This is a genomic window from Erwinia sp. MMLR14_017 (genome assembly GCF_033657285.1).
GTDB lineage: Bacteria > Pseudomonadota > Gammaproteobacteria > Enterobacterales > Enterobacteriaceae > Erwinia.
Genome location: NZ_JAWVWP010000002.1, coordinates 438553 through 454082, shown reverse-complemented (window position 1 = coordinate 454082; position 15530 = coordinate 438553). Strand labels below are relative to the sequence as shown.

Sequence of the window (15530 nt, the reverse complement as noted above, 5' to 3'; positions counted from 1 at the left end):
CTGACTCCTGTTATGATTGCTTTTGGAACACGCACACACCGTGGGCTGGTCCATGCCAGACAGTTACAAGGATCGGGTTATCATCCCCGGCGAAGGGCGGAATGGCGTGCCATCGCCCTTGAGGCAGTCTGATGTCGCACACTTCTTCGGTGGCGTTCAGGGTTATTAACCAATTTTGTGACAGCAAAATTTGCAGACGATGCTCGCCCCGCTGCCACTCCTGCGCGCTAAGCGGTTGACCTTCCTGGCCCAGCCACTCTACGTTTCCGTCTCCCTCCTGCCACCAGCTCTCCGCTTGCAGCGCAGGGATTTTCTTGCGCAGGTGAATCAAAGCGGCAGTAAAGGTAAATAACCCGCTGTCATTCTGTTCCCAATCGAGCCAGGTCAGCTCGTTATCCTGACAGTAGGCGTTATTGTTGCCATGCTGGCTGTGCCCGTGTTCATCACCGGCCAGCAGCATTGGCGTGCCTTGCGCTAACAGCAATGTGGTCAGCATCGCGTGCACGCTGCGGCGACGGTGTTCCACAATCAAAAGCGGAGCTCTCAGTCCTTCAACGCCATGGTTGTGACTGAAATTGTTGTTGCTGCCGTCACGGTTATCTTCCCCGTTGGCTTCATTATGTTTTTCGTTGAAGCACACCACATCCCGCAGGGTAAACCCGTCATGGGCTGTGACCAGATTAATGCTGGCGGCAGGTAAACGTCCCGGCTGCTGAAAAATATCGCTTGAGGCGGCAAATCTTTTGGCAAAGTCGCCGTTAGAGATCTCGCCGTACAGCCAGTAACGCCTGACGGTATCGCGGAAATGGTCGTTCCATTCAGCAAAGGACGCAGGAAAATTCCCTACCTGATAGCCACCCGGACCGATGTCCCAAGGCTCAGCAATCATTTTGCACTGCGAGAGGATCGGACAGGCTTCGATGGCGCGAAACAACTCCGCGTCACGCCTGTACTCAGGCGTTCTGCCCAATACGGTGGCCAGATCAAAGCGGAACCCATCAACGTGGCACTCTTCCACCCAGTAGCGCAGACAGTCCAGTGTCCAGTTCATTACCGCCGGGTGGCTGATATTCAGCGTGTTTCCGCAGCCGGTCCAGTTCTGATAGCCGCCCCGCCCATCGAGCCAGTAGTAGCACTGGTTATCAATGCCGCGCATGGAGAGCAGGGGTCCCGTCTCTTCCAGCTCGGCGGTGTGATTAAATACCACATCAAGGATCACCTCGATTCCCGCCGCATGCAGAGCCTTAACCGCCTGCTGGAACTCATTGCGGGCAGGCACGCCGTTCACGCCTGAAGCATAGCGCGTATCCAGCGCACAGGGAGCGAGCGGGTTATATCCCCAGTAATTGGTCAGGCCCTGGCGGAACAGACGCGGCTCATGGGCAAAACAGGCCACCGGCAACAGTTCCAGGCTGGTGATGCCGAGCCGTTTGAAATAGTCGATCATCACCGGATGGCCCAGCGCCGCGTAGGTTCCCCGTATTTCCGGGGGTATAGCGGGATGACGCTTTGTCAGCCCTCGGACATGCGCCTCATAAATTACTGTCGCCCCCCAGGGCACGCGCGGAAAAGCGTCATCTTCCCAGTCGAAATCGTCTGCCAGCACCACGCTTTTCGGGGCAACCGGCGCGCTGTCGAGGGTGTTCATCTCTGCTTCCCCACCCAGAAAACGCGGGTCGTCAGTGACTTCACCCTCTACCTGACGGGCGCAGGGATCGACCAGCAATTTATTTGGGTTGAAGCGGTGCCCCGCCCCGGGCTGCCACGGGCCATGTACCCGATAACCGTAACGCTGGCCGGGTTTAATAGCGGCCAGATAGCCGTGCCAGATATCGCCGGTACGGCCTGGTAAATCCATACGTGCTTCCTGTCCCTGTTCATCAAACAGGCAGAGTTCAACTCGCCTGGCATGCTGAGAAAACAGGGTAAAGTTCACGCCTTTGCCGTCATATACTGCGCCGGCAGGCGTGGCTTCTCCAGGAAGCAGTTGACTCATGACGCTTCCCTCACCAGCCACAAAGTGGATAACGGCGGCAACGTAATGCAGACCGAATGCTCACGGTTATGGCTGGAGTGCGCTTCGCTGTGAATAGTTCCCAGATTACCTGCGTTACTGCCGTGATAATGTTCTGAGTCGGTGTTCAGCACCTCTTTCCAGCTACCTGCACCCGTTACGCCAAAGCGGTAGTTCTCACGTAGCACTGGCGTAAAGTTGCTGACGACCATCATTTCGTTGCCTTCGCGATCGCGGCGCACAAAGACAAAGACTGAGTTTTCAAAGTCATCGACCACCAGCCACTCAAAGCCCATCGTGTCGAAGTCGAGCTGATAAAGCGCAGGATGGGCTCTGTAGGTGTGGTTCAGGTCGCGTACCAGCCGCTGTACGCCATTATGCCAGTTGTCGTGCCCCTCCAGCAGATGCCAGTCCAGGCTGCTGTCATGATCCCACTCTCTGCCCTGCGCAAACTCACAGCCCATAAACAGCAGCTTTTTACCCGGGAAGCCAAACATCCAGCCGTAATAGGCCCGCAGGTTGGCGAACTTTTGCCAGGCATCGCCAGGCATGCGGTCCAGAATCGAACGCTTGCCGTGTACCACTTCATCGTGAGAGAGCGGCAGCACGAAGTTTTCGGTGGAGTTGTAGAGCATACCGAAGGTCAGGTTGTTATGGTGATGCTTGCGGTACACCGGATCCAGCTTCATATAGTCAAGGGTGTCGTGCATCCAGCCCAGGTTCCATTTGTACCAGAAACCTAATCCCCCCATTTCAGGCGGTCTGGAAACGCCAGGGAAGTCGGTAGACTCCTCTGCAATAGTGACGGAGCCTGGTGCATTGGCCCCCAGGGTACGGTTGGTGTAACGCAGGAAGGCGATCGCTTCCAGATTCTCTCTGCCGCCCAGGTGATTAGGCACCCATTCGCCCTCTGCACGACTGTAGTCGCGGTAAATCATCGAGGCCACGGCATCCACACGCAGTCCGTCAATGCCAAACCGTTCGATCCAGTAGAGCGCGTTGCCGGAAAGGTAATTACTTACCTCACGGCGGCCAAAGTTGTAAATCAGTGTGTTCCAGTCCTGGTGATAACCTTCACGTGGATCACCGTGCTCATACAGCTCGGTGCCGTCAAATTTCGCCAGGCTAAAGTCATCAGAAGGGAAATGCCCCGGTACCCAGTCGAGCAGTACGTTAAGCCCCGCCTCATGCGCAGCAGCAATGAAATTGCGGAATTCGTCGCGGGTGCCGAAACGTCGGGTTGGCGCATACATACCGGTAGGCTGATAGCCCCAGCTTCCGTCGAACGGGTGCTCATTAATCGGCATCAGCTCAAGGTGAGTAAAGCCCATCTCTTTAGCATAGGGCACCAGCTGCTCAGCCAGCTCCTTGTAACTCAGCCAGAAATTATTATCGGTATGGCGACGCCAGGAGCCGAGGTGAACCTCATAGATAGAGATAGGCGCATCAAAATCGTTGGCTCTCTGCCGCGCTTCAGGTATCTCCATTTTAGGCGGAATACCGCAGATCACGGAGGCGCTGTCCGGCCGCATCTGCGCCTCGAAGGCGTAGGGATCGGCCTTCAGGCGCAAATTGCCATGCAGGTCAATAATCTCGAACTTATAGAGATGGCCCGGCACGGCACCGGGGACAAACAGCTCCCAGACGCCAATTTCACGGCGGAAACGCATCGGATGGCGACGACCATCCCAGAAGTTAAAGCTTCCCACCACAGAAACGCGCTGGGCATTTGGTGCCCAGACGGAAAAGCGGGTGCCGATCACCCCATCAATCACATCCGCATGGGCGCCCATGGTTTCATAGGGACGCAGGTGGGTACCTTCAGCCAGCAGCCAGCTGTCCATTTCAGCCAGCAACGGGCCAAAGCGGTAGGCATCATCAATCAGGTTCTGCTCACCATGCCAGGTAACAGCCAGCTGATACCGGAAAGGATTTTTACGTCTTGGGATCACCCCGTGAAAAAATCCGCGTGAATCGATGCACTCCAGCTGAGCGCATTTGCGCCCGGTATTGGTTTCAATTACCCAGACTTCCGTGGCATCGGGCAGCAACGCCCGCACTTCCAGACCCTGACTGGTCTGGTGCATACCAAGAAGTGAAAAAGGGTCGGCGTAATGGCCGGAAATCAATTCGTTAATATGCCGACGATCCGTAAGCTCGGACATGACTGTCTTCCCGTGATGTATGGCAGGCGATCTCCCATCCCGCTGGCGGGCGATGAGAAATGCACTGCTCTTCATTGAGCCAAAAGCACGCTGACGGGAATGGTGGCCATCCAGTGCGAAAACCGCCGCAGCGTGCGACAACTTCATCAGATAATGTAAAACGCTTCAGGCCGTATCGTGTTACCCGTTTCGGCCAGTTTTTTTCGGTAATGTTTTTAAGCATAGCCAGGGCGCCACTAAAGCCCGCACCGAAATCATAAAAATATGCTTTTCAGATCAAACTTTCGGAGATTAGTCAGGGTGAAAGTGGAGAATGGAGAAATTATGAACAAAACAAGACGTTTTTTGGCAACGTTTGGAAAGTAAAAAGGAAAAAACCCCTGAAACTGGAGAGTCAGGGGCAGAGACAGAAAAGATCGAGGGGGTTAGCCCACCAGCAGACGCAGCATACGACGCAGCGGTTCGGCCGCGCCCCACAGCAGCTGGTCACCGACGGTGAAGGCTGAAAGATACTCCGGCCCCATATTCAGCTTACGCAGGCGTCCAACCGGGGTTTTCAGCGTGCCGGTCACGGCAGCAGGCGTCAGCTCGCGCATAGTCAGTTCGCGATCGTTCGGCACCACATGAACCCAGTCGTTATGGGCAGCCAGCAACTGCTCCACTTCTTTCAGCGGCACATCCTTTTTCAGCTTCAGCGTGAAGGCCTGGCTGTGGCAACGCAGCGCGCCGACCCGGACGCAGAGGCCGTCAACCGGAATGGTGGCCGCAGGCTGCAGAATTTTGTTAGTTTCCGCCTGCCCTTTCCACTCTTCACGGCTCTGACCGTTTTCAAGCTGCTTGTCGATCCAGGGGATTAGGCTGCCGGCCAGCGGCACGCCAAAGTTGTCGGTCGGCAACACGCCGCTACGGCCCATCTCAGTGACCTTGCGTTCAATATCCAGGATAGCAGAAGCCGGATCCTGCAACTCTTTCGCCACGTGGTCGTGCAGCATGCCCATCTGCGTCAGCAGCTCGCGCATGTGCCGTGCGCCGCCGCCGGAAGCAGCCTGATAGGTAGCCACAGAAGCCCACTCCACCAGATTATTGCTAAAGAGGCCGCCCAACGACATCAGCATCAGGCTCACCGTACAGTTGCCGCCCGCAAAGGTTTTAATGCCTTTATCCAGCCCCTGCTGAATAACGTGGTGGTTAACCGGATCGAGGATAATCAGCGCGTCATCCTGCATACGCAGTGTGGAAGCCGCATCGATCCAGTATCCCTGCCAGCCAGCTGCCCGCAGTTTTGGATAAATTTCAGTGGTATAATCGCCGCCCTGGCAGGTAATGATGATATCCAGCGCCTTCAGCGCCTCGATATTATAGGCATCCTGCAGGGTTCCGGCAGAGTGGCCGCCGAACTCAGGGGCCGCCTGGCCGTGCTGAGAGGTGGAGAAAAATACCGGGCGAATGACATCAAAGTCCCGTTCTTCCACCATACGCTGCATAAGAACGGAGCCAACCATGCCGCGCCAACCGATAAGTCCTACTGATTTCATGTTGCACCTGCTGAAGGCGCTGCCGGGTACGACAGGCACGCCTGAACTGTTAGAGTGATAAGAAAGAGATCTGTTAACACCTTACAAAATGCTGGAAAAGTGGCAAGTGAATTAAATCGATTAGCAGCATTTTTTTAGCAATGCTGCTTATAACGTGCAGCGATCGGAACGAATCTGGGAAGTAATGCAATGACAGAAATGATCTCCGCGACAATATTATTGTTGCTTATTATGGATCCGCTGGGCAATTTGCCGATTTTTATGTCGGTTTTAAAGCATCTGGAGCCAAAACGTCGACGCCGCGTAGTCATGCGCGAGATGCTTATCGCGCTGGCTATCATGCTGCTGTTTCTGTTCGCCGGGGAAAAAATCCTCATCTTTTTAAATCTGCGAACAGAAACCGTGTCGATTTCCGGCGGCATCATTCTGTTTTTGATCGCGATTAAGATGATTTTTCCCTCCCATGAAAGTAACAGCACCGGGCTTCCTGCCGGAGAGGAGCCGTTTCTGGTGCCGCTGGCGATCCCGCTGGTGGCAGGCCCCTCTTTGCTGGCGACACTGATGCTGCTTTCCCATCAGTATCCTGACCAGATGGGACATTTAGTCGGCGCGTTGCTGATTGCCTGGGGAGCTACGGTAGTGATCCTGCTGCTTTCAGGGCTTTTTTTACGTTTGCTGGGGGAGAAAGGGGTAAATGCGCTGGAGCGTTTGATGGGGTTGATTCTGATTATGCTGGCGACCCAGATGTTTCTGGACGGCATCCGCGCCTATCTGAAAATCTAGTGAGACAGGGCGCGATATCGCGCCCCTTCTGTGGTCAGGATAACAGTTCGAAAGCGATCATTCCGACAATAGCGCCCACGGTGCCCAGCAGGGTTTCCATCATCGTCCAGGTTTTCAGCGTTTGCGCTTCGGTTGCACCGGTAAAGCGGCCAAACAGCCAGAATCCTGCGTCGTTAACGTGGCTGAAGATAATAGATCCGCCAGCAATACAGATAGAAAGCGCCGCCATCTGGGCGCCTGAGTAATGCAGCGGTTCAATTACCGGCATAATCAGGCCAACCGCCGTCAGGCAGGCCACGGTGGCCGATCCCTGAATGATGCGTACTGCGCCTGCCAGAATAAAGCAGGCCAGCGCAACCGGCAGGCCGGCACCGGTCAGCGCATTACCCAGCGCCGGACCCACACCTGAATCCACCAGTACCTGCTTGAACACGCCACCAGCTCCGATGACCAGCAGGATAATGCCCGCAGGCTGCAACGCGCTGCCGCAAATCTGCATCACGCGCTCTTTATCCATGCCCTGACGGTAAGCCAGGCCATACATCGCGACCAGACAGGCGAGCAGAATGGCAATAAACGGATGGCCGATAAATTCCAGCCATTGATAGAGCGTGGTGCCCGGTTCGGTAAAGCGCGCGCCGATTGTTTTCAGGCCTACCAGCACCAGCGGGAACAGGATCAGCGACAGGCTGAAGCCAAACGAAGGCAGCTTGCTCTCATCAAAGTCGGGATGCGACTCTTCCGTTGGCAGCGTGAATTCTACATGGCGGCTGATAAAGTTGCCGAACAGCGGACCGGCAATCAGCATACTGGGGATAGCCGCACAGAGGCCCAACAGGATCATCCAGCCAAAATCGACGTGCATCTGAGACGCCAGCAGCATCGGCGCAGGTCCGGGCAGCAGAAAGGCAGCAGAGGCGGCAACCCCGGCAAACAGCGGGATCACCAGCTTAACCAGGTTGTCGTGCGTGCGGCGAGCCACGGCAAAGGCAATGCTGATCAGCAGCACTATCGCCACCTCAAAGAACAGAGGCAGGGCGCAGATTAACCCGGCTATGCCCATCGCATAGTGCGCGCGGCTCTCGCCAAAGGTCTTCAACATCTTGATAGCGATCTGATCGACCGCCCCGGTTTCATGCAGGATTTTGCCGAACATGGCGCCCAGCGCCACCACGATTGCGAGGAAACCCAGCGTGCCACCCATGCCTTTTTGCATGGTGTCTGCAATTTTATCGAGGGGCATGCCGGAGAAGATCCCGGCACCGACGGAGACTAACATCAGGGCGACGAAAGCGTGCATACGCGCTTTCATCACGAGGAACAGCAGCAGTAACACGGAACCTGCTGCCGTTAAAACCAGTGTTGCAGTAGCCATTACATCCAACTTATTTTTTGATCGCACCTTCGATGGTGGCGATGGTATCGGCCACAACCTCATCCAGCGTTTGATTAATATCGACGATCAGAACATTGCCTTCATCAAGGCCAGGCTCCTGAAGCGTTTCAAATTGCGTGACCAGCATCTGCGGCTTGAAGAAGTGACCTTTTCTCGCCCGCAGGCGGGATTCAATGGTGTCAAAATCGCCCTTAAGATAGACAAAGGAGAGGTTCTCATTGCCTTTACGCAGGATGTCGCGATATTGCTTTTTCAGTGCGGAACAGACAATCAGCGAGATATCATTGGTGCGCTGCATGGCAAACGCCGCATCGTTGATCGCTTGCAGCCAGGGTCTGCGGTCATCATCGTTCAGAGGATGCCCTTCAGACATTTTCTGGATATTAGCGCGAGGATGAAGAAAATCCCCGTCGAGAAACGCCGCTTTCAGCTGGTAGGCAACGGCGTTAGCAACCGCTGATTTGCCGCTTCCTGATACGCCCATCAGCACGAAAACGTGGTGGGTCGAAGGGGTGGTTTTCATTTATTTATGCTCCGGCAGAGAGTCCAGGGAGAAGACCGTGCAGCTTCAGCCCAATTTGTTATCGGTAACATTGTCTGGACGGCCATGCAGTAAGGCAACAGCTGGGCGGGAAAAAGTGGTTATTTGTGAGGTGGTTCAAAAAAATGAGCGTTTCAGAGTCGTCGCGGCACAAAGAGACAAATTTTCCCTTCAGGCACCCATTAGCTGGAGAATTCTTCTCCAGCCGGTGCCGACTGCCTCTCAGATCCGCGGACTCAGATGCTGCCACCTTCGGAAATGGTAAACCCGACATCCACCTGGCTGGCTTCTTTCTGCTCGCCGCGAATACGGGCCAGCAGCAGCGAAGCGGATTCACTGCCCATTTTTTCACGCGGCGTCACCACCGTTGCCAGTTCAGGCGTGACTACCTGAGTAATATCATGGCCGTGAAAACCCGCTATCGCCATCTCCTGGGGTACGCGTAGCCCCTGACGCTGGCACTCAAACATCGCTCCTACTGCCAGATCATCGTTGGTACAGAACAGGCTGTCGGTCGCAGGGTAGCGTCGCTGGGCTTCCTGAAACAGGGTTGCCCCCATAGAGAAAGAGGAGGCTTCTTCCATCATAATGCTGTGAGGCTCAAAGCCCGCTTCCCGCATCGCCTGCTCGTAGCCCTGCTGCTTCAGCAGCGTTCGTTCATCCAGCCTGGCTCCCAGGTAAACGGTATGACGATACCCTTTTTTAAGGATGGCATGTGTCATCTGCCGCGCGGCTTCAACGTTGTCAAAGCCTACCGCCATATCCAGACAGGGCGAAACGGAGTCCATCATCTCCAGCACCGGGATACCGGCCGTCTCGATCATCCGCAGGCTGGCTGGCGTGTGCGTTCGCTCGGTCAGGATCAGCCCGTCAATGTTCCAGGCCAGCAGCGAGCGGATTTGCAGCTCTTCCTTTTCCGCGCTGTAACCAAAGTGGCCCAGCATGGTCTGATAGCCAGCCGCATCCGTCACCGCTTCAATTCCCCGCAGTACATCGGCAAAAACCTGATTGGTCAGTGACGGCAACAGGACGCCAATAGCCCGACTGGTAGAGTTGGACAAAATATCCGGTGCTTTATTAGGAATATAGCCCAGCTCATCCAGCGCCTCGGCAATGCGGCTCTGTAGCGCGACAGAGACCTGATCGGGGTTGCGCAGATAGCGGCTGACGGTCATTTTAGTGATGCCCACACGATCGGCAACGTCCTGTAATACCGGTCTTTTCTTCTTCATTATCGTCAGGGATTGGGGAGAGATAAGCAGAGTGTAACAAAAATGACAGGAAAACGGTGAAGGGTGCGGGAAACCGCACCCAAAGTGTGATGAAGTTAAACTGCGGGCAGATCAAACAGCAGGATTTCAGCATCGCTTCCGGCTTCAATCGCCAGAGCAGTTTCGTCCCAGATGGCGAAGGCATCGCTGGTAGAGGCGTTTTCACCGTTAACGGTGACATCCCCTTTCACCACCTGGATCCAGATACGGCGTCCAGCGTCCACCTCTACGGCGCCCTGCTCACCCTGTTTCAGCACCCAGCGGGAAAGCGTCATATCCTGGAACACCTTCAGGGAACCTTCACGGGCATCCGGCGACAGCACCAGCTGACGGCCCTGCACATCATCGAAACGGCGCTGGGCATAGCGAGGCTCAATGCCGGTTTTTTCCGGGATGATCCAGATCTGGTAGAGATGCAGCGGCACCTCTTTGCTGGCGTTGTACTCAGAATGGCGGACGCCGGTACCGGCGCTCATAATCTGGAATTCACCCGCCGGGATCTGCTCTTTGTTACCCATGCTGTCTTCATGCTCAACCGTACCGGAAAGCACATAGGTCAGAATTTCCATATCTTTATGAGGATGGGCGCCAAACCCCTGACCGCCATCGATCACATCTTCATTAATCACCCGCAACGCCGAGAAGCCCATGAAGTTGGCATCATGGTAGCTGGCGAAAGAAAATGTGTGATAGCTGTCCAGCCAGCCATGATTGGCGTGACCGCGATCTTCTGCTTTGCGTAAGTAAATCATGTTCAGTTCTCCTCAATGTTTTCACATAGTCTGGACCTGAACACTGGGGGATGATAGCGGAGAAAATTGTCTCCTCTGTTCAAAATATTCGATTAACGGAGCGGGCTTTTGGATAAGTTTTCAGACTAAGCAGCAGGCAAAAAAAAAGCCAGCACCCGAGCTGGCTAAATAATACTTGAAAGCAATGTGAGCAATGTCGTGCTTTCCCGCTGGTCCGTGAAGCCCATGCCGGAATGCATGGTAATAATAATCATTATCATTCGCACTTGTAAAGTATTTTTTTGCTTGATTTATCAGCTAAAGGCCATGATCTTAAAGTGGATTACCTAAAACAGGGAGCAGGGAAATGAGTGAGATCGTGATACGCCATGCCGAACCGGGCGATGCCGAAGCGTTGCACCGTATGCTGAGCCAGCCCGAAACTTACCGCGATACGCTACAGCTTCCCCATCCGGCGCTCAAAATCTGGCAGGATCGCGCGGCGGTTTCCCAGGCTGGTTGGCATCGTTTGGTCGCCTGCATTGAAGGTAAGGTGGTCGGCGACCTGACGCTGGAAGTGAACAGCCGCGCGCGCCGCCGTCATACCGCCTCTTTCGGGATCTCTGTGGATTACAATCATCGCGGCAAAGGCGTGGCGAAAGCGCTGATGCAGGAGATGGTCAACCTGTGCGACAACTGGCTGGGTGTGGACCGCATCGAACTGACGGTGTTTGCTGACAACGCCACGGCCATAGCGCTGTATGAAAAATTTGGCTTTGTTACTGAAGGCATCGCCCGCCGCTTCGCCGTCCGCGAAGGGAGGCAGGTAGATGCGCTCTATATGGCCCGCCTGAACGATGAGGGCTGAAGCTGTCAGCAGCGTGTTCACCGATAACCGGTAAAAGCGCCCTATATCGACAAACTCGCTTCCCCCGTGGGTCAGGTGGATATGCAGGCGCCCCCTGCCGATAAGCGACAAGACAGATAAAAGGCATTCCCGACCTCAGGAATGCCTTTTTAACACTGTCAGCCTTGCTCACTGACCGTTAAATCATAAGCTGGCTACTCAGTATCCCGCCGTTAAATCATCAATTGAGCGAGGATCTGACGCACCATACAGCGTGCCGTCCGGCCCAATCATAATGCTTTGCGTGCTGCCCATGGCAGGCAAAACTTTCACATGCTGCCCCCGAGCTTCCAGTAACTTAAGCGTATCCGGGCTGAAGCCCTTCTCTACGCGCAGCTGGTCAGGCAACCACTGATGATGGAAGCGCGGCGCATTGGTCGCCTCCGCGATGTTCATCCCATAATCGATGCTGTTCACCACCATTTGCAGCACGGTGGTAATAATGCGGCTGCCGCCGGGGCTGCCGGTTACCAGCCAGGTTTTGCCCTCTTTCGCCACAATAGTCGGCGACATCGATGACAGTGGGCGCTTATAAGGCTCCACGGCGTTGGCTTCTCCACCAACCAGCCCATAGACATTGGGCGTACCCGGCTTGGCCGAGAAGTCATCCATCTCATTATTCATCAGGATGCCGCTGCTGCCCGCCACAATACCGCTGCCGAAATAGGTATTCAGCGTGTAGGTGACGGCGACCGCATTGCCCTGCTTATCCACTACCGAGAAATGGGTGGTCTGATTGCTCTCGTAAGGGGCCAGTTTGCCGGGTTTAATTTCTGCAGAAGGGCGCGCTTTGTTGACGTCTATCTGCTGCGCCAGCGATTTAGCATAGGCTTTGCTGGTCAGCGCCTGCCACGGCACCTTCACAAAGTCTGGATCGCCGAGATATTCCGATCGGTCGGCATAGGCATATTTTTCCGCTTCTGCCATCACCTGCAGAGCATCTGCGCTGCCGAAGCCCATCTTCGCGAGGTCAAAATTCTCAAGGATATTCAGGATCTGCACAATATGAATCCCCCCTGAAGAAGGCGGCGGCATGGAGAAGACTTCATAGCCCCGATAAGTGCCGCTGATGGGTTTACGCTCAATGGCCTGATATTTCGCCAGATCCGCTTTACCGATCAGCCCGCCATGCGCCGCCATCTCCTGGTCAATCTGGTCAGCTATTTCGCCTTTATAAAAGGCATCAGGTCCCTGTTTCGCAATCAGTTCTAAACTGTGGGCAAGATTACGCTGCACTAACGTTTCACCGCGCCCATAAGGCATGCCGTCCTGTTTATAGAAAATGGCTTTGCTGTTGGGGTGGGCAATCAGCACCTCCTTGCCATACACCTTCAGATCGTCCGCCAGCGCTTCGTTCACCACAATTCCTTTGCTTGCCAGCTTGATGGCTGGCTGGATCAGACGGCTCAGCGGCATGGTGCCGTACTCTCTGTTCGCCAGAGCGAAACCGGCAACGGTTCCCGGCACGCCGGAAGCCAGGTGGCTGGTCAGGGACTTTTTGCTGTCGGCATTGCCCTGCGCGTCCAGGAACATATCACGGCTGGCGCGGGTGGGTGCCATTTCCCGGAAGTCGATGGCGGTGGTGCGGCCAGAAGCGGTGCGCAGCATCATAAAGCCGCCGCCGCCCAGATTGCCAGCCTGGGGATGCGTTACCGCCAGCGCATAGCCCACGGCAACTGCCGCATCAACGGCATTACCCCCCTGTTTAAGGATCTCCACCCCGACCTGCGTAGCGGTAGCATCTACTGAAGAGACCATCCCATGCTGCTCTTTAACGGGATGAAACGTATCGGCATTCACACCATAAGAGACCGCCGGTGCGGCAGGCGCAGCGTACGCACCCTGCCACAGCAACAGCCCGAGCGTCAGCCCCGCAAACCGCATCATCTTGCTCTGTCCTGTCATCTTCACCCCTTGTTAGTATTATTTACGTTTGTTTACTGCTGTTAAGCGTGTACGAAATAAGGGAAAAAGCGAGGCAGTAAACAAATTCGGGCAAGTTTTAACACCCGTTTTGTGAGCGTGACGTACACTTATGGAGAGAAATAAGGAGGGCAGTTTATGAAATGGTTAGTTATTTTTGCCGCACTGGTGCCGCTCAGCGGCATGGCAAACACGTTGAATAACAGCAATGAACCTAACAGGCCGGGTTACAATCCCAGCACGCAGCGCACGCAGCAGCAAATGCAGACGCAGCAGACCCAGCAGAAACTGAAGTTACAGCAGGATCAGCAGCAGCAGAGCCAGCAGATGCAGCGTAAAGTGCAGGAGCAGCGCAACAGCGCCTCCCAGCGCGTGCTGCAGTCCCAACCCGGCTCTGGCAGCATGCCGCCCGTGCAGCAGAACAACAGCAACAACAACAGTAATTAAGTTCAGCTAAAATCTGGTCCCAGGGTGTCGATAGCATCGGTACAAATTGCATCGACGCCCCATTTCAGAAGCTTTCTTGCCCGTTCAGGGCTGTTTACCGTATAAACCAGAATGCGCAGCCCAGCCTGTTTCAGCTTCGCCACGCGCTGTTCCGTCAGTACCCTGTGGTTGAAATGGATCGAGACGCACCCCAGCGCGGCGGTCATCTCCTGCCAGTTTTCATGCCATTCATCCAGCAACAGCCCACGGGGCAGCTCCGGTGCGGCTCCTTTGGCTGCCTCCAGCGCGGCGTAAGAGAACGAAGAGAGCAGCGGTGCCGTTTCCGTGTGCCACAGATCCCTGGCGGCCAGGGCGACCGCACGCCCCGTTTCCGCTTCCAGCCCGGTGGTGGGTTTGATTTCAATGTTAGCCATCATCTGATAGCCCGCACATCGCGCGGCAACCTGAGCCAGCAATGGCAGACGTTCGTCAGCAAAACGGCGGCCATACCAGCCGCCCACGTCCAGCTGAACCAGTTTTTCCCAGGAGAGCTGTCCGGCTACTCCCCAGCCATTGCTGGTTCTCTCCAGCGTGTCATCATGCAGCAGAAATATTTCGCCGTCCTGCGAGAGCTTGACGTCAAACTCGATCATCTTGTGGCCCAGTTTCGCCGCGACATCAATGCCTGCCAGCGTATTTTCCGGTGCCAGCTTTCCCCCGCCGCGGTGCGCGACAATTCCAGGGTAAGGCCAGGCTTTATTCATCATTCGAGCCGTTGTCCTGTAAAGGTATCAAAGAAGTGTAGTGATTCGTCGGGCAGATGCAGCCAGAGCGTGCTGCCCGGCGCCGGGCGCTCGCGGTGCGGCAGACGAACCACAACACTGTGGCCGCCCAATCTGCCGTGCGCCAGATTGTCCGCACCCAGCATTTCCAGCGTCTCTACCACCAGCGGCAAACCGCCAGCCTGCTGTGTGGCGAGCTTAATATGCTCCGGTCGGATGCCCAGCGTCAATGCACGTCCTGCCCATCGCGCTTTGGCTTGCGCTAATGGCACCACAAAACGGTCTGAAAGCGCCAGACGGGTGCCATCGTCGTTCAGCTCCCCTTCCAGCAGGTTCATGGCGGGCGCGCCGATAAAGCTGGCAACGAAGCGCGTGGCCGGGCGCTCATACACTTCCACCGGTGTTCCCAACTGTTCAAGCACGCCTTTATTCATCACCATCACCCGCTGCGCCAGCGTCATCGCTTCCACCTGATCGTGCGTGACATACAGGCTGGTGGTATTCAGACGGCGATGCAGTTGTTGCAACTCAAGGCGCATCTGCACGCGTAAACGCGCGTCCAAATTAGAGAGGGGTTCATCAAACAGGAATACCGCCGGTTCACGGACAATTGCTCTGCCCATCGCCACACGCTGGCGCTGTCCGCCGGAAAGCTCACGCGGACGGCGATGCAGCAGCGCTTCCAGTTCCAGACTTTTCGCCGCTTCCAGCACCCGCTGACGTACATGCTCTTTGCCCATCCCGCGGATTTTCAGGCCATAGCCCATATTCTGCTCCACGCTCATGTGCGGGTAGAGCGCATAGTTTTGAAATACCATCGCAATGCCGCGATCCTTTGGCTCAAGTTCGGTCACGCGCTGGTTATTGATATAGATATCGCCGCTGGTGACCTGCTCCAGCCCGGCGACCATGCGCAGCAGAGTGGATTTCCCGCAGCCTGAAGGCCCTACCATCACCATGAACTCACCGTCATGGATAGTGATATCCAGCGGCTGAATAATCTGGGTTTTACCGTCCCAGGATTTGGTAACGGCCTGAAGTTTTACGCCTGCCATA

At 55.5% G+C, this 15530-nt stretch carries 13 protein-coding genes; 3 read left to right on the top strand and 10 right to left on the bottom strand.

The features are described from left to right. Positions 1-10: 10 nt before the first annotated feature. The 3 genes from glgX to asd form a co-directional block, all read right to left on the bottom strand. Positions 11-1996, bottom strand: a complete 1986-nt coding sequence (gene glgX / locus SD961_RS05125) for a glycogen debranching protein GlgX (protein WP_318789307.1) — start codon at positions 1994-1996, stop codon at positions 11-13. Then, positions 1993-4179 carry a 1,4-alpha-glucan branching enzyme gene (glgB, locus tag SD961_RS05120; protein WP_318789306.1) on the bottom strand — a complete coding sequence of 729 codons (2187 nt, stop codon included), beginning with the start codon at positions 4177-4179 and terminating at the stop codon, positions 1993-1995. The genes glgX and glgB overlap by 4 nt, the downstream gene beginning before the upstream one ends. A gap of 425 nt (positions 4180-4604) precedes the next feature. Continuing rightward, positions 4605-5714: an aspartate-semialdehyde dehydrogenase gene (gene asd / locus SD961_RS05115; RefSeq protein WP_318789305.1), complete on the bottom strand. Its 1110-nt coding sequence runs from the start codon at positions 5712-5714 to the stop codon at positions 4605-4607. A 189-nt stretch (positions 5715-5903) separates the two neighbouring features. Between asd and SD961_RS05110 the strand changes: the two genes are divergently transcribed. After that, positions 5904-6497, top strand: a complete 594-nt coding sequence (locus SD961_RS05110) for a YhgN family NAAT transporter (protein ID WP_318789304.1) — start codon at positions 5904-5906, stop codon at positions 6495-6497. 34 nt (positions 6498-6531) lie between these two features. Here the strand turns inward: SD961_RS05110 and gntU are convergent, their stop codons facing one another. The 4 genes from gntU to SD961_RS05090 all read right to left on the bottom strand — a co-directional run bounded on the left by gntU (position 6532) and on the right by SD961_RS05090 (position 10457). Continuing rightward, a complete protein-coding gene (gene gntU / locus SD961_RS05105) occupies positions 6532-7872 on the bottom strand; it encodes a gluconate transporter (protein WP_318789303.1) in 1341 nt (446 codons plus the stop codon). A 10-nt stretch (positions 7873-7882) separates the two neighbouring features. Next, positions 7883-8416 carry a gluconokinase gene (gene gntK / locus SD961_RS05100; RefSeq protein WP_318789302.1) on the bottom strand — a complete coding sequence of 178 codons (534 nt, stop codon included), beginning with the start codon at positions 8414-8416 and terminating at the stop codon, positions 7883-7885. Positions 8417-8670: 254 nt separating this feature from the next. Then, a complete protein-coding gene (gntR, locus tag SD961_RS05095) occupies positions 8671-9666 on the bottom strand; it encodes a gluconate operon transcriptional repressor GntR (RefSeq protein ID WP_318789301.1) in 996 nt (331 codons plus the stop codon). A 95-nt stretch (positions 9667-9761) separates the two neighbouring features. After that, positions 9762-10457 (bottom strand): pirin family protein, encoded by a 696-nt coding sequence (locus tag SD961_RS05090; RefSeq protein WP_318789300.1) that lies wholly within the window; start codon positions 10455-10457, stop codon positions 9762-9764. 346 nt (positions 10458-10803) lie between these two features. Here SD961_RS05090 and SD961_RS05085 point away from each other — a divergent pair, with 346 nt between their 5' ends. After that, entirely contained in the window at positions 10804-11304 is a 501-nt protein-coding gene (locus SD961_RS05085; RefSeq protein ID WP_318789299.1) for a GNAT family N-acetyltransferase, read from the top strand. A 198-nt stretch (positions 11305-11502) separates the two neighbouring features. Here SD961_RS05085 and ggt read toward each other — a convergent pair whose 3' ends face one another. Next, positions 11503-13230 (bottom strand): gamma-glutamyltransferase, encoded by a 1728-nt coding sequence (gene ggt / locus SD961_RS05080; protein WP_318789404.1) that lies wholly within the window; start codon positions 13228-13230, stop codon positions 11503-11505. Between the two features lie 174 nt (positions 13231-13404). On the opposite strand from ggt, the gene SD961_RS05075 reads away from it, so the two are divergent. Then, positions 13405-13713, top strand: a complete 309-nt coding sequence (locus SD961_RS05075; RefSeq protein WP_318789298.1) for a DUF2756 domain-containing protein — start codon at positions 13405-13407, stop codon at positions 13711-13713. Between the two features lie 2 nt (positions 13714-13715). Here SD961_RS05075 and ugpQ read toward each other — a convergent pair whose 3' ends face one another. Further along, positions 13716-14456 (bottom strand): glycerophosphodiester phosphodiesterase, encoded by a 741-nt coding sequence (ugpQ, locus tag SD961_RS05070; protein WP_318789403.1) that lies wholly within the window; start codon positions 14454-14456, stop codon positions 13716-13718. Next, entirely contained in the window at positions 14456-15529 is a 1074-nt protein-coding gene (locus SD961_RS05065) for a sn-glycerol-3-phosphate import ATP-binding protein UgpC (protein WP_318789297.1), read from the bottom strand. The genes ugpQ and SD961_RS05065 overlap by 1 nt, the downstream gene beginning before the upstream one ends. Position 15530: the final 1 nt, after the last annotated feature.